Annotated in this window: 22 protein-coding genes; 9 read left to right on the forward strand and 13 right to left on the reverse strand. The window is 55.1% G+C overall.

Annotated elements, in window-relative coordinates; all coding sequences use genetic code 11:
- The coding region (locus tag ACIQ20_RS12640; RefSeq protein WP_395780822.1) for a tyrosine-type recombinase/integrase at positions 1-380 on the forward strand (380 nt) is incomplete at its 5' end.
- 209 nt (positions 381-589) lie between these two features.
- Here the strand turns inward: ACIQ20_RS12640 and ACIQ20_RS12645 are convergent.
- Entirely contained in the window at positions 590-925 is a 336-nt protein-coding gene (locus tag ACIQ20_RS12645; RefSeq protein WP_346382818.1) for an SCP2 sterol-binding domain-containing protein, read from the reverse strand.
- Positions 926-1,026: 101 nt separating this feature from the next.
- Here ACIQ20_RS12645 and ACIQ20_RS12650 point away from each other — a divergent pair, with 101 nt between their 5' ends.
- Together ACIQ20_RS12650 and ACIQ20_RS12655 are read left to right on the forward strand one after the other, a co-directional pair.
- Complete coding sequence (locus ACIQ20_RS12650; protein WP_346382819.1) at positions 1,027-1,815, forward strand: glutathione S-transferase family protein; 789 nt, start codon at positions 1,027-1,029, stop codon at positions 1,813-1,815.
- A 92-nt stretch (positions 1,816-1,907) separates the two neighbouring features.
- Complete coding sequence (locus ACIQ20_RS12655; protein ID WP_346382820.1) at positions 1,908-2,585, forward strand: TetR/AcrR family transcriptional regulator; 678 nt, start codon at positions 1,908-1,910, stop codon at positions 2,583-2,585.
- On the opposite strand, the gene ACIQ20_RS12660 is transcribed toward ACIQ20_RS12655, so the two are convergent.
- The 5 genes from ACIQ20_RS12660 to ACIQ20_RS12680 are packed head-to-tail and all read right to left on the reverse strand — an operon-like array spanning position 2,582 to position 7,399.
- A complete protein-coding gene (locus ACIQ20_RS12660; protein WP_395780824.1) occupies positions 2,582-3,202 on the reverse strand; it encodes a glutathione S-transferase N-terminal domain-containing protein in 621 nt (206 codons plus the stop codon). The genes ACIQ20_RS12655 and ACIQ20_RS12660 overlap by 4 nt on opposite strands.
- 1 nt (position 3,203) lies before the next feature.
- Complete coding sequence (locus ACIQ20_RS12665) at positions 3,204-3,932, reverse strand: SDR family NAD(P)-dependent oxidoreductase (protein ID WP_346382822.1); 729 nt, start codon at positions 3,930-3,932, stop codon at positions 3,204-3,206.
- An 18-nt stretch (positions 3,933-3,950) separates the two neighbouring features.
- Complete coding sequence (locus ACIQ20_RS12670) at positions 3,951-4,973, reverse strand: NADP-dependent oxidoreductase (protein ID WP_395780826.1); 1,023 nt, start codon at positions 4,971-4,973, stop codon at positions 3,951-3,953.
- A 32-nt stretch (positions 4,974-5,005) separates the two neighbouring features.
- Positions 5,006-5,581: a VOC family protein gene (locus ACIQ20_RS12675; protein WP_395780828.1), complete on the reverse strand. Its 576-nt coding sequence runs from the start codon at positions 5,579-5,581 to the stop codon at positions 5,006-5,008.
- 33 nt (positions 5,582-5,614) lie between these two features.
- Positions 5,615-7,399 (reverse strand): FAD-dependent monooxygenase, encoded by a 1,785-nt coding sequence (locus ACIQ20_RS12680; RefSeq protein WP_395780830.1) that lies wholly within the window; start codon positions 7,397-7,399, stop codon positions 5,615-5,617.
- Positions 7,400-7,470: 71 nt separating this feature from the next.
- Between ACIQ20_RS12680 and ACIQ20_RS12685 the strand changes: the two genes are divergently transcribed.
- Positions 7,471-8,460, forward strand: a complete 990-nt coding sequence (locus ACIQ20_RS12685) for a fumarylacetoacetate hydrolase family protein (protein WP_346382826.1) — start codon at positions 7,471-7,473, stop codon at positions 8,458-8,460.
- Between the two features lie 113 nt (positions 8,461-8,573).
- On the opposite strand, the gene ACIQ20_RS12690 is transcribed toward ACIQ20_RS12685, so the two are convergent.
- Positions 8,574-8,933, reverse strand: a complete 360-nt coding sequence (locus ACIQ20_RS12690) for a hypothetical protein (RefSeq protein ID WP_395780832.1) — start codon at positions 8,931-8,933, stop codon at positions 8,574-8,576.
- Between ACIQ20_RS12690 and ACIQ20_RS12695 the strand changes: the two genes are divergently transcribed.
- The 5 genes from ACIQ20_RS12695 (at position 8,908) to ACIQ20_RS12715 (ending at position 13,160) form a co-directional block, all read left to right on the forward strand.
- Entirely contained in the window at positions 8,908-9,543 is a 636-nt protein-coding gene (locus ACIQ20_RS12695; protein WP_395780834.1) for an outer membrane protein, read from the forward strand. The two genes, ACIQ20_RS12690 and ACIQ20_RS12695, sit on opposite strands and share 26 nt — an antisense overlap.
- A gap of 98 nt (positions 9,544-9,641) precedes the next feature.
- Entirely contained in the window at positions 9,642-10,415 is a 774-nt protein-coding gene (locus ACIQ20_RS12700) for a response regulator (protein ID WP_395780836.1), read from the forward strand.
- A complete protein-coding gene (locus ACIQ20_RS12705; protein ID WP_346383882.1) occupies positions 10,412-11,617 on the forward strand; it encodes an ATP-binding protein in 1,206 nt (401 codons plus the stop codon). Before ACIQ20_RS12700 ends, ACIQ20_RS12705 begins: the two co-directional genes overlap by 4 nt.
- Positions 11,618-11,677: 60 nt before the next feature.
- Entirely contained in the window at positions 11,678-12,160 is a 483-nt protein-coding gene (locus ACIQ20_RS12710; protein WP_395780838.1) for a hypothetical protein, read from the forward strand.
- 337 nt (positions 12,161-12,497) lie between these two features.
- Entirely contained in the window at positions 12,498-13,160 is a 663-nt protein-coding gene (locus ACIQ20_RS12715) for a GAP family protein (RefSeq protein WP_395780840.1), read from the forward strand.
- Positions 13,161-13,336: 176 nt separating this feature from the next.
- On the opposite strand, the gene ACIQ20_RS12720 is transcribed toward ACIQ20_RS12715, so the two are convergent.
- The 6 genes from ACIQ20_RS12720 to ACIQ20_RS12745 form a co-directional block, all read right to left on the reverse strand.
- Entirely contained in the window at positions 13,337-14,389 is a 1,053-nt protein-coding gene (locus ACIQ20_RS12720; protein ID WP_395780842.1) for an acyl-CoA thioester hydrolase/BAAT C-terminal domain-containing protein, read from the reverse strand.
- A 91-nt stretch (positions 14,390-14,480) separates the two neighbouring features.
- Positions 14,481-15,086 carry a DNA-binding response regulator gene (locus ACIQ20_RS12725; RefSeq protein ID WP_395780844.1) on the reverse strand — a complete coding sequence of 202 codons (606 nt, stop codon included), beginning with the start codon at positions 15,084-15,086 and terminating at the stop codon, positions 14,481-14,483.
- Entirely contained in the window at positions 15,086-16,177 is a 1,092-nt protein-coding gene (locus ACIQ20_RS12730; RefSeq protein WP_395780846.1) for a sensor histidine kinase, read from the reverse strand. Before ACIQ20_RS12730 ends, ACIQ20_RS12725 begins: the two co-directional genes overlap by 1 nt.
- 32 nt (positions 16,178-16,209) lie before the next feature.
- On the reverse strand, positions 16,210-16,962 hold the full coding sequence (locus ACIQ20_RS12735) for an ABC transporter permease (RefSeq protein ID WP_395780848.1): 753 nt from the start codon (positions 16,960-16,962) through the stop codon (positions 16,210-16,212).
- Entirely contained in the window at positions 16,962-17,864 is a 903-nt protein-coding gene (locus ACIQ20_RS12740; protein ID WP_395780852.1) for an ABC transporter ATP-binding protein, read from the reverse strand. The genes ACIQ20_RS12735 and ACIQ20_RS12740 overlap by 1 nt, the downstream gene beginning before the upstream one ends.
- A 217-nt stretch (positions 17,865-18,081) precedes the next feature.
- Positions 18,082-18,279, reverse strand: a 198-nt coding sequence (locus ACIQ20_RS12745) for a hypothetical protein (RefSeq protein ID WP_395780850.1), incomplete at its 5' end; no start/stop codon positions are given.

The raw sequence follows: 18,279 nt of genomic DNA on the forward strand, positions 1-18,279 counted from the left end.
TTATTCAAAAGAAGACTGGTCGACCTGTTCAGTTTGAGCTTCTGGGACCTGCGCAAGCGAGCATGTTGGCGTGGCTGGAGCGTCGAGGTGGATCTCTTGATGATTTTGTCTTTCCAAGCCGTACTGACCACACCAACCACATGAGCACCAGACAATATGCGCGCCTTGTCGATGAATGGGTAACTGGCATTGGGCTAAGGCGGGAAGACTTTGGTACCCATTCCCTGCGCAGAACCAAGGCTTCCAAAATCTACAAGCAAACCGGCAATCTTCGTGCAGTCCAAATTCTGCTGGGCCACACCAAAATAGAAAGCACTGTTCGCTATCTTGGTGTAGATGTCGAAGACGCTTTGGCCTTGGCAGAGGCAACCGAAGTTTAGCTTCTCATCGGGCTATCCTCGTTTCTCCAAGACATCAGGATAGCCCCCAGCATTTTCGGCGTCCCAAAAAGCAGACATTCTGCTTCGCGCCATAACTGGTCAAACAATTGCTTAAGTACCATGCCCCTCAGCGGACTTTGCTTTGCAAATCAGATCAGGTGGATGTTTTGCACAGATAGGATGGCAGAAACTGTTAAAGGCTTGTGCCATTACCCAAGATAGGACTTTTGTACTTTATCCATGATACCTTGGAAGCTCATTGCGGCGGCCATGTTGCCGATGATTTTGAGTTTGCCGCGCATCATGGCTGCCGGTGCGGTTGTTTTGCCTTCTGACAGTTCAAAGAAGGTTGCGTTGTCCATTTTGATGGTGGCGTCGGTATCACGGTCGGCATTGTCTACACTGGCTGGGGTCACTGTGCCATCATAGATAATTGGGGCTTCAAAGCCCACGTCCATTTTGATGGTCTTGCCTGTCGAAGGCAAAGTTGCGGCGATCTCTGCGATCCGCGCGGTTACAGTGTCCAGATTGATTTCGATGTCCATTTCGCTCCGCCTATTGCTATCATTGTTCAGATAGCCAATATCAGAAATTGACACTTATGTCAAAAACAAATACTGAAGTGTCAGCAGAGAGGATGCCGCCCATGAATCTGACACTTTATCATAATCCCATGTCGACCTGTTCGCAGAAAGTCCGGATGGCGCTGGCGGAAAAAGCCGTGGCTTGGACCAGCGTGGAGATTGATCTGCTATCGCGTGAGCATAAAAATGATGCCTATCTGGCTATCAATCCCGCAGGTGTCGTACCGAGCTTGAAGGTGGACGACGTTGTTCTTGTCGAATCCAGCCTCATCAATGCTTATCTTGATGAGGCATGCGCGGGTCCAGAGTTGATGCCCAAGGGCGCGCTGGAAAGGTATAAAGCGCAGCGCTGGATCAAGCGGATTGATGAAGGGGTGCATGAGGCGTGTGGTATCTTGACATATGCGACCGCTATGCGCGTGATCATGATGCAAATGGACCCTGACGCCGTGTTGGCCGAAATCAACAAGATCCCCGACGATCATGCCCGCGCCGTGCGCTTATCCTTGTTCGAACAGGGCGTTGATGCGCCTGCATTCCAAAGTGCCTTGGATCGCCTGCTTGATTTCATCACCTCCATGGAAAACGCTTTGGCGCAAGACAAGTGGTTGAGTAGTGCCTCCTTTGGCCTCGCGGATTGCGCCGCTTTGCCCTATGTGCTCCGCTTTGATCATTTGAATCTCGCCCAAATCTGGAGCGACGGCCGCTTACCCCATGTTGAGCATTGGTTGGAGGCGGTCAAAGCCAGACCATCTTATGAAACCGCGATCGTGGCCCATCTGTCTGGCCCGGCACTGGGCATGTTTGGCGCCGTCGGCAGTCTGGTTGAGCCAAAGCTGGTTTTGAGTTGACGTGGATGGCAAGGGGCTGCCTTGTCGATCAAACACGCACGGTGCTAGACTATATAGTCGCTTTTCTGGGTCGACGCTTTTCTGGCATTTGAATGGAACAGATTGTGGCTAAAGGTTCAAGCTCGGCTTTATTTGTAGCGCCCGCCCACAGCAAGAAAGAGCCAAGCGGAGGGACGCGTGACGACATCTTGAAGGCCGCCTTACGTTGCTTTTCGCTGCAAGGTTTTGACGGAACCTCCATCGCCGATATCGCGCGCGCGGCAAAGGCAGGGCACCCGTTGGTTCACTATCACTTCAAGTCCAAGGATGATCTCTGGCGTAGTGCAGTTGATTTTGCCTTCAAAGATCTGGTGATTGCTTATCGCGCGGTCAGTGCCGCCACCACCAATCTTGACCCGATACAGGCCCTAAAGATCATGGTGCGGTCTTTTGTGCAATTCTGCGGTCAATGCCCTCAACATGTCGGCTTGATGATGATGGAGAGCACGGCGCAGTCAGACCGATTCGACTGGCTGGTTGAAAATTACCTCGCCCCCTTGCACAAGGACGTGGACGCCTTGTTGGAGCGTGCCAAGGCAGACGGTTTGATCCGTGATGTTCCGCTGGTCAATCTATCCAGCATGTTTGTCGGATCTGCGGTTCATTTTGTACACAGCAGTGCCCTGATCAAAAAACTCTATGGCGTCGATACCCGCCAATCTCAGGAAATAGACGCCCACGCAGACTGGCTGATAGACGTTTTATTCCAAGGCATAATGAAGCCGACTTAAGGCCGCGTGCTCGCAAAAGCCGCTGTCGGCCCAAGGCGAGATGCCAGCGCGGCCAGTTTTGGCAAGACAGTCACATTGACCCGGTCCGGTAAAGCGCCGGATAGTGTTTCATAGGCGATAACTGCGACAATATCTGCATGGGTCAGGCGCTGCTCAAACAAAAAGCCCCCAAAGAGCACGTCATCGGATGCGCCCGCTTCTGCCGCGACAATGCCACCCACAGCTTGATCCCCACATTGGGCCGCCCATTCTGGCCAGATCTTTTCTGCCGGGCGGCGACGGGTTTCATAGAAAGTCGCGACCATCTTTTCGAGTGCGCCTGTGAGCAATGCCAGCATCTGCCCGTAGGGTCTCTGGCTTTTTTCCAATGCTGGACACAGCCGCTTGTCTTGGGCGACTTGTCGATCCAAATCAGCCAGAATCTGCTGGCTGTCAATTAAGACAGTGCCATCATCCAAGATGAGTGAGGGCACCCGGACCAAGCCATTATACTGGGCAATGGTCGCACGCCCATCCACCACGGATGCCTCAACCCGTTCAAACGCGATGCCATAGCAATTTAGCGCAATTGCGACACGGCGAACAAAGGGTGAGAGGTAAACACCAACAAGCTTCATCTTAAAATTCCTCAACAGACGAGCGGACATCGACCTCAAGTGACCAAGCCCGACGCGGTTGTTGATAAAGGTGCTGGTAGACGTCAACGATACCGTCGATATCCACCAGTCGGTCTTCACCATAAGCCTTGGCAACCTCGGGTCGACCGATGCGAATGCGGTCTCCGTCTACCGCACCATCGATCACGACATGGGCGACATGGATGCCCTTGGGACCGAATTCGCGTGCCAGCGATTGCATCATATTGCGCAAGCCACCCTTAGCGGAGGAGAAAGCGGCAAAATTGGGCTTGCCCCGCATGGAAGCACTGGCCCCAGTCATCAGGAGTGTGCCTTGGCCGTTGGGCACCATTGCACGCAAAGCCTCGCGGCTGAACAGGAATCCGCCAAAACAGGCAATGCGCCAACACCGCTCAAAATACGAAGCCTCCATGGTCAGAAAATCACCGGGCATGTTGTTTCCCGCATTGAAGATGGACAAACGGACGGGGCCATGGGCCTTTGCAGCTGCAAACAAGGCGATGACGGCTTGTTCGTCTGTGGTGTCGGCCTCTATGGCAGTGGCCAGCCCGCCTTGCTCTCGGATGGCTTGGGCGACGGCCTCGACCTTGGCGAGCGTGCGCCCTGCTATAAAGACATGAAGGCCAAGCTTGGCGAACCGGTGGCATAACTGCGCACCCACCCCGCGCTGGGGACCAACGCCAATGATCACTGCGGTTTGTTGCGTCATATCATGTCCTTTTCAATATCAAGGTGCGACCCTGATCAATTGCTTGCCCATATTCCCGCCGCTTAACAGTCGCAGAAGGGCTGCGGGTCCCTGTTCAATCCCCTCCAGGACATCTTCAGCAAGCCGGATGTGGCCTTTGGCTTGCCAGTCAGCGAGCGTCTTCGAGGCTTCTCCAAAACGGGCAGCAAAATCGCTGACCAAAAAGCCCCGCTTGCGCAGACGCTTGACGAGGATTGTGTTGTGATCGCGCGGGCCGACGTCGGCGGAAGTGTCTGACAAATGGGCCGTTGCAAGCCTGCCGCACACGACAATACGCCCGCCGATCGCCATAGAAGGCAACAAACGATCATAAAGATCGCCGCCGACATTGTCGAAATAGACGTCGATGCCTTGTGGGGCGGCACACTTTAGCTGAGCGTCAAAGTCGCTGTCATGGCGTCCAATGGCCGCATCATAGCCATAAAGGTCAATCGCTTGACGGACCTTCTTCTCACTCCCCACAAGCGCGATTGTGCGGCATCCGTGTAGTTTGGCGATCTGGCCGACAAGCGCGCCCACAGCCCCTGTCCCCGCGCTCACAACTACTGTCTCGCCCGCCTTTGGTTGTCCAACATCAAGCAGGCCGAAATAGGCTGACCAGCCTGAAATGCCCAAGATCCCCAAAGCACTTTGAGGCGGTCCCATGGCTGGATCGAGCACGCGCCCCAACGGACCACCTAGATCCAGCGCCCATTGCTGCATGCCAAACGCGCCAAAAACAATGTCACCAATGGCTCGATCTGGTCGATTGGAGGCAGCGATGCGTCCTATGCCATAAGCTTGCATGACATCCCCAATCGCCACGCCAGCGGTATAGTTTTCTTCCACCCGCAATCGCGCGATCATAAAGCCGTCAACCGACAGCCACATCACTTCCACCAGTGCCTCGCCAGGGCCTGGCTGAGGGATCGCCGCTGTTTCAACCGCAAAGTCCGCGATTGCAGGAAGGCCATTTGGACGCGATTTCAGAACAATACGTGTGTTCACATGCTCATCTGACATAGCTGTAGCCTGTGTGGCAGGACATATCGGCCCTACAGATCACGTGTCGAGCCTTGCTGAACCAATTGCGCCAACGGCACACCAGCATGATATTTTGCCGCCAGAACGTCGGGATCAAACTCCACCCCGATGGGATTGGTTTCAAACACCCCAGATGCAAACCACGCATTGAGCGCATCGTCGGTCTCAAAATTGTCGATTTGCAACTCGACCTGATTGCCGTCTGGATCAGCATAGTAAAGCGACGTGGTTGGTCCATGGTTGATGCACCAGCCAGGGGTCAAGCCACCTGCTTTGAGACGCTCATAGGTCGCCACCAAGTCCCTCAAGGAGCCGTAGGTAAAAGCTACATGATCAAGGCCTGCGGCCATTGGGTCACAATCACCAATTTGGGGCATGTTCACAAATGCGACGCGGTGATGCTCTTCATCATAGGTCACAAAGGATATGATAGGGGTCTCAAACGCCAGCGACCCGTCCAGCACATTGACGTACCAAGCAATCATTTCTTGATAGCGCGGCGTGCGCAGGACAATGTGGGCAAGTTTTGCTGGGGAAATCTGATCGGGCCGCTTCTTGGCAAGCGCGATGGGTTCAGAGCTGCTCATATTCATCTCCTTTAGGTCTTGGGCCATTCATGGTCAGGCAACCAATTCTGACGCGGGTGCGAAGGACTTGCACAAAATGTGATTGATCGCTGAGCACAGCTCAGACGTGGGGTCATTGACGGCTGTGATCGTGCGCCAGGCAACATGACCGTCTGCCCGCACCAAGATTGCACCTTCACCTTGTGGCCCACCAGCATTGCGCCATTGCGCATGCGGGTCTTGGTAGTCGCCTTCAGGACCGATGGAGATCACAGCGATAAACTGGCCGGTTAGACGGGCGACTTCACTGACACCAGATCGCCACTGTGTGCCCGTATCGCTGATCATCAAGGTAAAACCGTTACTGCTGATCAGATCAAGGGTTGAAACCCGGCGGCCCGCCTTGGTCAGCCAAGCATGAGGCATACGGGCACCGGGGCGCGTATTGGGGAAATAAGTCTGGACAGAATTGGCAACTGGCGCGCTACCATCATGAACAAAAGCTCCAACTTCATAAGTCACGCCCATGTCAATGCCTAAGGAATCAAAGTGTTCGGCCTGTTGGTTGATCGCGTCTTGCACCTCTGCGCGCTTGGCGTGCACCTGTGGACCGTCCCCGTCCCCGTCTCCGTCCCCGCCAAAGCCAAGGTCAGGTATCACTGTAACGGTCGCAAACGCATCACTGGGCCGAACCGGTGCGAGGCTTGAAGCGCCCAATACATCGTCAACCGCCCCCATTTTCATGGAATTCATCAGGCTTTGTTCGCAATTAACCTGCGCAATGGGTTGACGCTCGCTTTGGTAAGTCTCCAGCAATGCCGCGTCCGCATGACCTTTGAGGACAGCTGCCAGTTTCCAAGCCAGATTGTGCGCATCCTGCACGCCTGTATTCAGCCCAAGACCACCTGATGGTGGGAAGCGATGCGCCGCGTCGCCTGCGAGGAAAATGCGTCCTGCGCCATAGGCCTCTGCGACTTGCGCACTCATGTTCCAATTGCCGATGGACGTGATCTCAAACGGGATCGTCGGGTCGCCAATCGCTTTGGCCACCAAATTTCTGGCGACCTCTGGGGTATAGTCATCAACATGATCGGGGTCACCAAACGGCACCATCAATGCCCATACCCGCGCAAGATCAAATCCGATCAGGACCGCACGCACATCAGGCCCGATAATCCAATGCACCGGCCCGTGTCGCCCGCCCAGCACCCGGTCAAGATTGGCGGTGAAGTAGATATTGATGAATTTTTGCAAAGAACTTGGCCCCATCATCTCAATGCCAAGGCCACGTCGCACGGCACTTCCCGCGCCATCGCAGGCAACCACATAGTCAGCGGTCACTGTGGTTTCCTGGCCCACTGGATCCATAATGGTCAGCGAGGCAGAGGTGTCACCCGAGTGTGCGCTAACCATCGTCGCGTTAAAATGGACCGCACCGCCCAATTGCTGGAGGCGTTCATGCAAAATGGGTTCAAGCCGATTTTGTGCCAGATTAACCACCATGGTTGGACTATAAGACAGCCGCTCAATCATGCCCTCAGGGTTTGCCCCCATCAAAGACAGGCGGCCAAACTCCCGCCCGGCAAGGCTCTGGACCCAATTGATATAGCGCATTCGAGCAAGCGGCGCACCCGCCGCCGCGACTTTCCGGTCTATGCCCAATTGCCGGAAAATTTCCAGCGTGCGCATATTGATGACATGGGCCTGGGGTTGCCTGTGAAGCTCACGGCGGCGCTCATAAAGGCCAAAGGAGATCCCTTGCTGTTGTAACAAGCATGCCAAAGTCAGCCCAACAGGGCCTGCACCCACAATCGCAACTTCAACACGTGTGCGCCTCATACATCCACTCCCACAATTCTTGTTGACATTATGGTTGGATAAATTGACACTCTTGTCAATAGGAGGTGTCCATGAAACTCGCGACTTTTCAAACGATAGATCTCGGCCCAAGGCTCGGGGTAGTTTCCGGTGATGGGGCCAGTATCTTGGATGCCGGCGCGCTGGCTCAATCGGCCACAGGTTCAATTGGTGCCTTTGGCACGATGCTGGACCTTATCGATGCAGGGCCAGAAGCGCTGTCCCAATTGCGCGCTTGGACGTCTCAGGCAGACTTGACGTGGTTCAATATGGCCGATGTCACACTCCTGGCCCCATTGCCCAATCCTCGTCGATTGCGCTGCTTCAGCACATATGAAAAGCATCTGGTTCAAGCGTTTGAACAAGTACTGAAGCATAAATTGAGCGGGCCGGTCTTTGCCATTGTCAATGGCTTGGGCCTAATCAAAGCGCCAAAAAAATTCTTCAAGGTTCCAGCCTATTACAAGGGCAATCATCTGGCGATTACTGGTCCTGACCAAACAATTGGCTGGCCGTCCTATTCACAGATGCTCGACTATGAGTTGGAGCTTGGTCTTGTGATCGGCAAATCGGGCAAAGATGTCCCTTTGGCCTCTGCGCTTGACCACGTGTTCGGCTATACGATTTTTAACGACTTCTCTGCCCGTGATGCCCTGATGGGCGAAATGGGTTTTGGGCCATCGGCTGGACCCGCCAAGGGCAAAGACTTTGATACGTCCAATGCGATTGGGCCGTGGATCGTCACCGCGGACGAATTGGGCGACCCCGCATCAGCCACCATGACAGTCCGCGTCAATGGTGTGGCGCGCGGCGCTGCAAAAGTGGGCGATTCAGCCCACAGCATCGCCGCCATCGTGGCCTATGCCAGCCGCGGCGAAACCCTTTGTCCAGGTGAACTCATGTCATGTGGGGCGGTCGGCGGTGGCACAGGCATCGAAAGCTGGCGTTTCTTGGAACCCGGGGATCGTGTCGAGCTGACGATCGAGGGCATCGGCATCCTTGTAAACACCCTCGGGCCCAAAGGTGCCTTCACGCCATTATAGTGGGATGCCGGACGGCGTGACCCATATCCTCGGACTGCAACACAAGCATCCGCTCATAAAAGTTATGCCCTCAAACCTGCCAACTACCTTTCGGCCAGCTATAACCAGATGCGCTACATCTGCAAAGCGCCAAGTGTTGCCGATTCGGGCGGGTTGAGCGTTGCTCGAAAGCGGACATTAAAAATCTCGAAGATGCAATAATGAGCGAATGGCAGTGTTTTCGCGAAGGGAGTCCATTGACCAATCGAGACGTCAAACAATCCACCGTCATCTTGAAACAGCGCCCTGCGAAAGCTTACGCTCTCATCCATTTCTCCAAAAAGCCTCCACATTGCCTCCATCTGGCTCGCTATTTTTAGCATCATACACCGCCTGGAAACATCCAGCTGGCGCTCCTGCAGGGCTCTTTGGCTCTGCCGCCTCGCGGTGAGATGAGAGAAAAAGACCATGAAAAAAGTGATTGCATTTGGCACCCTCCTCGCCCTCGCCCTCTCGGCCGCCCCTGCTTATGCCGAAGGCTCCTTCAGCGGCTTCTATGCTGGCGCAGAAGTGACTGCTGCCCGCAGCGACACCAAGACGACCGTCACCCCCGCAACCGGTGCAGCCGCCAGCCGCACCAGCAAAAAGACCCAAGCTGATGTCGGTCTATTTGGCGGCTACGGCTATCAGTTCGACAACGGCTTCTATCTGGGCGCCGAGGCGAGCGCCAATCGTCCGACCGCACAGAACAAGGCCATTACTCTTAGCGGCGTATCGGTGCGCGAGCGCCCTCAATATGAGCTCGCCCTCAAAGGGGTTGCTGGCATTGGCATCAGCGACAGCACCTTGGTCTATGCCAGCGCCGGAGTTTCGCAAAGCAAGGCAAAATATCTTTTGCCAAACAACGTCACCCGCAAAGCAACCTCGAGCGGCCGCGTGATCGGCGTTGGCGTGGCGCAAGCTTTCGGTGACAATCTGATTGGTCGGGTCGAGTATGAGAATACCACCTACGACCGCAAAAGCTTTGCGACCACTGGTGCGCCGACCGTGACTTATAAGCCCGCGTCCAACCGCTTGTCGGTTGGCTTGGCCTACAAATTCTAGTTCAAGCCCCGGCCTTGTTGCCTTGCTGGGTCATCGCAATCCGGTAGGGCAACCAGCACGTGGAGATTGGATCGACCATTGACGCCCCCCAATGTTTCATGGCTCCATCCAATCTCCACACAGTCGGGGTAAAGCGAGGCCCAGACGAACAGCTTAACCATCATAAGGTCGCCATGGAAAATGCTCTGATCTTGATTGTTGAGGATGAACCCAACATCGCAGAGATTCTCGACGCCTATTTTCAGCGCGAAGGGTTTCGGACAGTTCGTGCGGGTGATGGAGAAATTGCCATTCTGCATCATCGCATGTTATCGCCTGATCTGGTGGTGCTGGATGTTAATCTGCCAAAGAAGAATGGCCACGAGGTTCTCCAGATCATCCGCCAGTCTGCTGACACCCCCGTTCTAATGGCTACCGCCATGGGAGAGGATGTTGAGAAATTAGGTGCGCTTCGCTTTGGGGCCGATGATTATGTGGTCAAGCCCTTTAATCCCCTTGAAGTCGTGGCGCGGGCGCAAGCCATTCTGCGACGCGTGGCGGCAGGAGAATCCCGCTCTAAAATCGTACGCGCAGGTGCTCTAGAAGTGAATCTGGAGACCCACAGTATTCGCGTCCTAGGGCCCGACGACCAATCAAGCCGACCAGACCTGACATTGACGGAGTTTCGCCTGATTGCCCATATGGCACGCGTCCCCCACAAGGTATACTCGCGCGCTGAATTGTTGGACGCGTGCCTGCCTGCCGACGGCGATGCCCTTGAACGCACGGTGGACAGCCACATCAGCAAGGCCAGAAGAAAACTTGAACAAGCCGGGGCTGTAGGCTGTCTCGAAGGGGTTCGTGGCATTGGCTATCGGTTGATTGCTCTATGAAATTTGGCAAGAACTTAAGCCTTCGGGTCCAACTAACACTCGCCATGGCGGGCTGCGTGCTTTTGGCGGTTGCCTTTGGTTATGGAGGGTTGAACCTTTTTTCGGCGTATCAGGCAGCGCGCGTAAAATCTGAACTGCCGCCACAGGCACTTTCGGCCATTAACAAGCTTGAGAAGAACGAACTGCCATCGACCGCTGAAATGAAGGAACTTTTAGCCACCGACGAGAAAATTGGCCAAGCCGTTTTAGATCAGCAAGACCTAGCTCTCATCGTTTTGAGCATCGTAGCCATGTTGGTTGGCGGCGCATCAGCCATTTTTCTCGCCAACCGAATTGCGGCACCTCTAGATGGCGTGGCCAAGGCACTGCAAAGCCTTGCCGCTGGCGACCTCTCCGTGCGCGCAATTAGCCGCAGTCCAGGTTCTGCAGAAGCCTCCAAGCTCATCACCGACTTCAACACAATGGCCGAAGCCTTGCAGCGTTATGATCGGGAACTCACAGAAGGGGCAGCCGCGATCGCCCATGAGCTTCGAACACCGCTGACCATCCTCAGGGGACGGCTGCAAGGCATGAAGGATCAGGTCTTTGAGCCGTCGGAAAAGGAAATCTCGGGGCTGATCCTGCAAGTTGAGGCTCTTAGCCGGATCGTCGATGACCTACAGACCGTCAGCTTTGCCGAAGCCGGAATTCTAACCTTGCACAAAGCGCCGATTGATTTGGCTAAAGTGATTGCCGAATTGAGCCAGTTTGTGGCCCCTGAAATCAAAGAGTCAGGGATGCGGCTGAACTTGTCTTTGACACCAGCCCACGTCTTTGCCGATCCATTTCGGGTGCGACAAGCAGCGCTTGCCTTGGTCAATAATGCCCGTCTACATGCCCACTCTGGCGGCGTGATTGAAATTGATTGCGGCCTTGTCGGAGACTTTGGCGTGGTCCGCGTCATGGATCGTGGGCCCGGTCTCAGTAGCGTTGTCATCGAAAATGCGTTTCGACTATTTTGGCGCGAAGACCCGTCGCGGGCCCGAGACTATGGGGGCAGTGGCATTGGCCTAGCCGTTGTTGACGCCATTGCGCGGGCTCACGGTGGCAGCATTACAGCAAGCCATCGCGCCGGTGGCGGCGCACAGTTTGAGCTGCGCATCCCGCAAAAGGGCGTCTCGGGTGCGCCAATCGTCCATCTTGGCTCCACACAAGCTACATAATCAGCGTCAAAATCCAACCCTTATGAGGCGCTCCTGTCTCACAATCTTTGGAGTCTGACCATGATTACTTGTTTTACCCTTGTCGCCGCGTCTTTGCCCAAAAGCCAACTGGCAGTTCGAGCTTCTCAACCCTTGGCTGCACGCCAAGTCCGCGCTGCAATTGCCAAGGCTTTGGTCGCGCCAGTGGTGCTTGTCAGCGCTGCCAGCCAAGCTTCTCCTGCAATCTTGGACATCAAGGGGGATTGGGTAGTGGATGACGGGAGCGCTGTCGCACGCGTGGCACCCTGCGCCTACGAACCTAGCCGCCTGTGCGCCATCGTTATTCAAGAAGTCTTGGCCCCCGGTGAAGAAAGCGCGTTGAACCAAATCGTTGTGCGCGACATCCGCCCGACCAAGCAAGGCCAGTTTTCAGGCCATTATCAAATTGGCCCACAGAAGACCTTACCAGCCACCATCAAGATCCGCAGCGCGACTGTGCTTGAGATGAAAGTCTGCATGGGCGTCTTCTGCGATACCATCCGGCTTGTGCGAAGGGCGGCATGATTGGATCGACGTGGGCCTATACTCAGCCGCAATGGAATAGATTGTGATCCGCCTGCGTGATTGCCTACCCCTTCCGGAAACGGCTCCGGCGAGGCTTCCCCGCCCGGGGCAATCCGCACGACATCCATCAGAGTGCAGTTGATGCAGATCCAGCCGCGCCCAGCATCCGATTGTTCGAGATTGGTTTTGACCTGCTCGAATATCCTTCTGTCCAGGCGGTATACAAGCGCATTCCCACAAACTTGACCCCGTAAGCCGACACCGATGTGGCACTTCGTGCGCTGGGGCGAAAAAAGTCCGAGACGCGATCTTAGGAAAGCAATAGTGATATAGAGCAATGACTGATTTAACACTTGCGGCGACGATTGTTGGTTTGGGATTGGCCGATGCCTTGAATCCCTTCTCCATCGCAGCGATGGCCCTAGTGTTATCGTTGAAGAGACCTCTACTTCTGGGAGTTATATTTCTAGGTGCGACTTATTTAGTTTATCTGTCTGCCGGAATTGTGATTGTCTCGGGCTGGGGCGAAGCTCTAAAGCGCCTCGCGCCGTTGGTGCCCAAACTGGTGGGATCTATCCTAATAAGCCTTCTTGGGTTGATGCACATTGGCTATGCAATTTGGCATTGGATCGCTTCCAAACCGGCGGATGCAAATCCAAAAGTATCTATAAAACAAACCAGTGCTTGGGGTGTTGCCGCTTTTGCAATCTTATCAACATTGTCGGATTTACCGACAGCCTTGCCGTATGTTAGCGCCCTTTACTTGATTGAGAATTCCGGGTTTTCATATAGCTTGGCCATCGTCTGGATAGCGCTCTATTGCTTCATCTATGTCTCGCCTTTGGTCACTTTGTTGCTGGTCCGACAATCTGGAACGGCAATGATCGAACAACTCTTTGACAAGATAAACAAGGGGGTTGTTTGGTGTACGCACAATCTGATCCCTCCGTTAGCAGCTTGTTTTGGTCTATTTTTGGGATGGTTCGCTTGGGCCTCGTGAGAGGTGTGCTAGCAATATTGTGGAAGGCGAACACTTCCTGCAAAGCGGGGCGAATGGCGGCTTTTTGTCAGGGCCATTGCAAAACCCGCCATTCTCTTTCCGGCCAAAGTTCTGCCAAGGAGCAGCCTGTCCGAGATGCGCCAAACCAGGTCAAATAGGCGGTATTGAATGCACAATTAGTCCGCGGCCTTTGGGCCGCGCAAATCCTCCGATTTTTTGGCGTAACCAGTATTCCCGAGTGGTTGAGTGTTGGCTTTCAGAAACGCAAGCACACGCGGCCAGCTGTCGACCCGAGCGGCAGCATTGCCTTCTACGCTGCCGCCATATTGGCCAAGATTGGCGTAAAACGATGCGTCCTTTGGGATCGGCGGTCCAAACAAGAGATGCCCCGCATCGGCATATGCCAGAACCGTCACAGGGGGACCATCCCGTGTTTGCGCGCGCGCTTGGACATTTCGTGCCATGGGGCAAGCTGGCCACATCGCCTCTGCTTCTCCGCAAACCAAAAGCGTGGCCGCCTGTGCATGTTCGATCGGGATGGCTGCGCGTGCGGCGGCATCTTTTTGGTTGGGATCTTCGACTGAACGATAAACGCTGATGACACCCTCGACTGGGTCCCAGCTGGCAAATGGCATGGTGGGAACGTCCCGCCCCTTGGTTGTCCACGAGGCTATGGAGCTAGCGCCACCTTTTGTCCAATCGATGCCATTCCACGCAACACTGCTTGGCATGCCGGCGATAACGGCGCGCAAATCTGGTCTGCGTGTAGCGACAAGCAGTGCCGCTTCTGCGCCTTTCGATCCACCCATCAATGCTAAGCGATTTGCATCGACCCCAGGCTGCGTAGCCAGCCATTCAAAGCCGCGGTCAAACAGCTCAAGGGGAATACGCTCAAGCGTTTTTGATGTACCGGGTGCACCAAAATATGCCATCTGCAATACGCTGAAGCCTTCGCGTTGCAGGGCTAGCGCCATATCCAGCGTGGCGCGCCCCAAACCGCCTTCAGATCCGCCAAGTAGAATTATACCGGGTGATTTTTTGGTTGTCTGGGCTGGAAAATAGTTTCCAACTAAGTTCCCTTCATTGACGCGCATGCCAGTGGGACCGGGGGCAAGTACCTCGGCTTTCGGTGATCCATAATCTTGGGGCGCGGCCAGCTGAAACATTGAGGCGGCACCTAACAGTGACGCGACCAATAATCCGACAACTAGTCCTTTGTTCCAGCGCATTGAACGGCTCCAACGTGATGGGGCAAAATCGCTCAATAGTGATTGTTGTTGCAGTGCTGAGGATCAGCGCGTCAGGGTGATAAACGTCATGTCATAGCCAGCCCTTATTGCGGGCAATGCGCGCTGCTTCGATGCGGCTAGCTGCACCAAGTTTGGTCGATGCTTCAGACAAATAGTTCCGTACCGTACCCGGCGACAGATCGAGCATCCGCGCAATATCCTTGTTGGAGCAGCCTTCATCAGCATGTCGCAGGACGGCGCGTTCGCGATCGGATAGCGGATTGCTTGGGGCATCCCAAGCCGCTTCGGCAAGCTCTGGCGCAATCGCCCTACCGCCTGCAGCGACTTTGCGAATTGCAGCGGCAAGTACTTCCGAGGGCGTATCTTTTAACAAATAGCCGCGCACGCCTGCATCCATAGCGCGCCGCAAATAGCCCGCTCGACCGAATGTGGTAACAATGAACATCTTTGTGGATGCCTTTTCCTTTGCAAGGGTTTCGGCAACATCCAACCCAGTAAGTTTCGGCATTTCAATATCGGAGAGCAGAACATCGGGGCGGTGCGTGCGCACGGCCTCGAGTGCTGCCTCGCCGTCGCCGACACGTGCAACGATCGTGATGTCGTTTTCAAGCGACAGGAGCGCTGCAAGTGCGCCTAGCACTAGCGCTTGATCCTCGGCCAATACAACGCTGATCATCAGGTTGCCTCTATTGGTAGATAGGCGACAATTTTTGCGCCAGCGCGTCCGCCAGTAACGCTTAATCCTCCGCCAGCCGCAGCAAGGCGTGCGCGCATCCCGCCAATCCCTCCACCTTCACGCAACGCTTCCCCATTGCCGTCATCGCTTACTGTGAGGCTCAATCTATTGTCTCCGTTGGTGATCGCGATCCGACAGGAGTTTGCGCCAGAATGCCGGATGACGTTGGTGATCGCTTCACGCAAGGTCATGGCGAGCATTGCGCTTGCTCCGCGCTCGATTGCTTCGGCATCGCCCTCTACGATGGAGGCGATACCAGCAGCAGAAAGGGCTGTTTGTGAGGTTGCGATTTCGCGCGCCAGCGTAGCACCAGTCATGCCGGCAACGGCAGCTCGGACGTCGGCTAACCCATCGCGTGCAGTCGCAGCCACGGCCCGCATTTCAGCCTCGGCTCCTTGAGGATCGCTCGCAGCAAGCCTAGCCGCGAGATCGGCTTTGATCGCAATCAACGTCAATGTGCTCCCGAGCATGTCGTGCAGATCTCGGCCAATCCGTTCGCGCTCGGCAATCGCGGCGAGCTGCTTGACCTCAATTTGGGCCTTGGTGAGTGCGTGGTTTTTATCTTGCAACGCCGCTGTTGAAATGGTGCCGATGCCAACCATCACCATCATGAAGATGCCGAAGCCCCAGTAGAAGGGGTTTTGCTGACTTATAATCCCTGCGAGCACCGCAATGAACGCAAAAGCACCAACCAAAATCGCGGCCCGGCGCGTGGGGCGCAGATCCGCAATCATAGCCGCCGCATAAATCGCGATGACAGTCCAATTGCCGTAAGTGGGGATCAATGCAATCGCGATAAATAGAGTGACGATGGAGCATATGATTAAGCGCAGGCCGGTTGCGCCGATCGCGAGACAATAGACAACCAAAAAGATCGTGACGCCGATCGTTGCACCAATTATTTGGATTGGCGTCGGCGCTTGAATGAACCAAGGTATGAGGAACATCGGCAGATAGGCCAGCCAGAGCAGAGGGCTTTCAAGGCTTAGCCACTGTGGTTTGGGGCCCGTACGCCGGTGGGTGTCAGTCATGTTCGCACACTCATCGTAGTCGATCGGCTTGGTCAAGCGGCGTGCCGTTGTTGACCAGTCCAAGCAAACACAGCCGCTGCCAGAGACAGAAGTGCTAGCGGACCCGCATGCAGCCAAAAATAGGCTATCTCGCTGCGGCCAACTGCCATGAGCGCTAATTCGCCTAAATGATAGGATGGCAGCACCCATGCGATGGTTTGGATCGCCTCCGGCATGAGCGCGAGCGGTATCCACAATCCGCCCATAACTGCCATTCCCAAGAAAAGAACATTCACGATTGCCACAGCGCTTTTTGAGCCCATGCGATAGCCAACGCCAAGTCCTATCAATGCGAAAGGAATTACCGCCGTGATCTGCGTGCTAGCCATTAATGCCCATTGGGAAGCAGAAAGATTGACGCCAGCCATTGCAGCCACTGCGTAGATAAGTGCGATTGCGATCGCGCTAAACGCCATCGTTGCCACAAGTTTACCAACAATGTGTGCGCCGGTTGGCATGGGGGACAGACGCTTCAGCTCGAGCTGGCCACTTTCGCGTTCGCTGGCGACATTTGCTCCAAAACCAAATAGTGCCGGACCCATAACGGCGTAAACTCCAAACGTCGCCAACATTTGTGTCACCACCGATTGATCACCTCGCCCCATGCCGACCGCAAACAAAGCATAGAATCCGACCGGCAATAAGACGGTAGGAATTGCAAACATCGGCATTCGGGCAGCTTTCAAAAATTCTGCTTTTGTCTCGCGCCAGAACACACCGGGCGCTGCAGCAACAAGAGTGGACATTATGCGGCTTCCTTTAAAGTGGCTTCGACAATGCTAGCCAACGCGTCTTCCAGCGATGCGGCGGTAACATCAATATCGTTGAGACTCGGGTCCGCGCGGAACAGTGCTTCCAGCGTATTACGAGCATGGCTGCTAAAGATTGAAGCGTCAGCACCGCGCAAAACAACTTTGATTACTCCGGGCAAGGATTGTAGCACGCCAGCGCAAAGGGGAGTGCGCACACGGATGGTTGTGCCAGCAACACGCCCTTTGATAGCCGCAGGCGAGCCGTCCGCCGCGATACGGCCATCGGCAATCACCACAAGGCGATCAGCAAGCGCTTCGGCTTCGTCCATGTGATGAGTGGCAAGCAAAATTGCTGCACCATTGGCAGCTTTTTCCCGGACGGTGCGCCACAGCGCATGACGCGCCTGCACATCTAAACCGGTTGTTGGCTCGTCGAGCACCAACAAATCTGGAGCCCCGGCAATAGCGAGCGCGAATTGCACGCGTCTTTGTTCGCCGCCAGAGAGTTTGTCGCATGGTCGTTTGGCCAAAGCTGCAAGACCAGCTTGGTCCAGAATATCGGCAGTTTTCAACCCGCGCTTAAAGTAACCTGCATGCAACGTGATGACCTCAGACACGGTCAAGGCATCCGGCAGGCCCGCTGCTTGCAGCATCACACCGAGGCGTGCGCGAGCATTCTGATGTCGCGGGTCGAGGCCAAATAATTTAATCACGCCAGCATCTGGCGAAAGCCGACCGCTAAGCAGGCCTACGATGGTCGATTTACCCGCACCATTGGGTCCAAGCAGAGCGGTTACAGTTCCGGGCTCCAAGGCGAAATCGAAATCTTGCAAAACATTGCGCTTGGCATAGGATTTTGAAACGCCTTGCAAAGCGGCAAGGTCCCCAGACGACATTGATGGCAAGGCACATCTCCTTATGATGCGCCTTCATATTGCGACAGTTATCTTCTGGGACAGTGCGGTAAGTCAGATGCCAAACGTGACAAATGTCAGGCGGGCATGTGCGCCGAGCGGTGCTGTGTCCAATGAATGGTGCACCGCCTGTGCTTTGGCCCAAAGTTAAGGGAGGTGCCCCCTCGAATTCGGACGACCGGAAGTTAGAGTTTGCCCTTCAGACGAAGGGCCGCCTTTGGCTGCCGCGTGCTCCTAAGCAGACCAACCGCTTTCGGCCAACTATTGCCGAAATGCCGCCGGTCTCAAATGCGCCAAAATCAGTCAGAATAACGGTTGTAACCGTTGCTCGAAAGCGGTCATTTATCAGGCCGAAGAATCGGTGGGCTGAATTTGGTCGGCATTCCTGCACATTTCT

Source organism: Aquidulcibacter sp. (genome assembly GCF_044346625.1).
Taxonomy (GTDB): domain Bacteria; phylum Pseudomonadota; class Alphaproteobacteria; order Caulobacterales; family Aquidulcibacteraceae; genus Aquidulcibacter.

Coding starts and splice junctions, on each gene's coding strand:
- ACIQ20_RS12670 (WP_395780826.1), bottom strand. CDS start 4,973: ATGTCAGATGAGCATGTGAACACACGTATTGTTCTGAAATCGCGTCCA.
- ACIQ20_RS12735 (WP_395780848.1), bottom strand. CDS start 16,962: ATGTCCACTCTTGTTGCTGCAGCGCCCGGTGTGTTCTGGCGCGAGACA.
- ACIQ20_RS12725 (WP_395780844.1), bottom strand. CDS start 15,086: ATGATCAGCGTTGTATTGGCCGAGGATCAAGCGCTAGTGCTAGGCGCA.
- ACIQ20_RS12680 (WP_395780830.1), bottom strand. CDS start 7,399: ATGAGGCGCACACGTGTTGAAGTTGCGATTGTGGGTGCAGGCCCTGTT.
- ACIQ20_RS12685 (WP_346382826.1), top strand. CDS start 7,471: ATGAAACTCGCGACTTTTCAAACGATAGATCTCGGCCCAAGGCTCGGG.
- ACIQ20_RS12665 (WP_346382822.1), bottom strand. CDS start 3,932: ATGACGCAACAAACCGCAGTGATCATTGGCGTTGGTCCCCAGCGCGGG.
- ACIQ20_RS12695 (WP_395780834.1), top strand. CDS start 8,908: ATGAAAAAAGTGATTGCATTTGGCACCCTCCTCGCCCTCGCCCTCTCG.
- ACIQ20_RS12730 (WP_395780846.1), bottom strand. CDS start 16,177: ATGACTGACACCCACCGGCGTACGGGCCCCAAACCACAGTGGCTAAGC.
- ACIQ20_RS12660 (WP_395780824.1), bottom strand. CDS start 3,202: ATGAAGCTTGTTGGTGTTTACCTCTCACCCTTTGTTCGCCGTGTCGCA.
- ACIQ20_RS12715 (WP_395780840.1), top strand. CDS start 12,498: ATGACTGATTTAACACTTGCGGCGACGATTGTTGGTTTGGGATTGGCC.
- ACIQ20_RS12700 (WP_395780836.1), top strand. CDS start 9,642: ATGGCTCCATCCAATCTCCACACAGTCGGGGTAAAGCGAGGCCCAGAC.
- ACIQ20_RS12720 (WP_395780842.1), bottom strand. CDS start 14,389: ATGCGCTGGAACAAAGGACTAGTTGTCGGATTATTGGTCGCGTCACTG.
- ACIQ20_RS12650 (WP_346382819.1), top strand. CDS start 1,027: ATGAATCTGACACTTTATCATAATCCCATGTCGACCTGTTCGCAGAAA.
- ACIQ20_RS12645 (WP_346382818.1), bottom strand. CDS start 925: ATGGACATCGAAATCAATCTGGACACTGTAACCGCGCGGATCGCAGAG.
- ACIQ20_RS12710 (WP_395780838.1), top strand. CDS start 11,678: ATGATTACTTGTTTTACCCTTGTCGCCGCGTCTTTGCCCAAAAGCCAA.
- ACIQ20_RS12705 (WP_346383882.1), top strand. CDS start 10,412: ATGAAATTTGGCAAGAACTTAAGCCTTCGGGTCCAACTAACACTCGCC.
- ACIQ20_RS12740 (WP_395780852.1), bottom strand. CDS start 17,864: ATGTCGTCTGGGGACCTTGCCGCTTTGCAAGGCGTTTCAAAATCCTAT.
- ACIQ20_RS12675 (WP_395780828.1), bottom strand. CDS start 5,581: ATGAGCAGCTCTGAACCCATCGCGCTTGCCAAGAAGCGGCCCGATCAG.
- ACIQ20_RS12655 (WP_346382820.1), top strand. CDS start 1,908: ATGGAACAGATTGTGGCTAAAGGTTCAAGCTCGGCTTTATTTGTAGCG.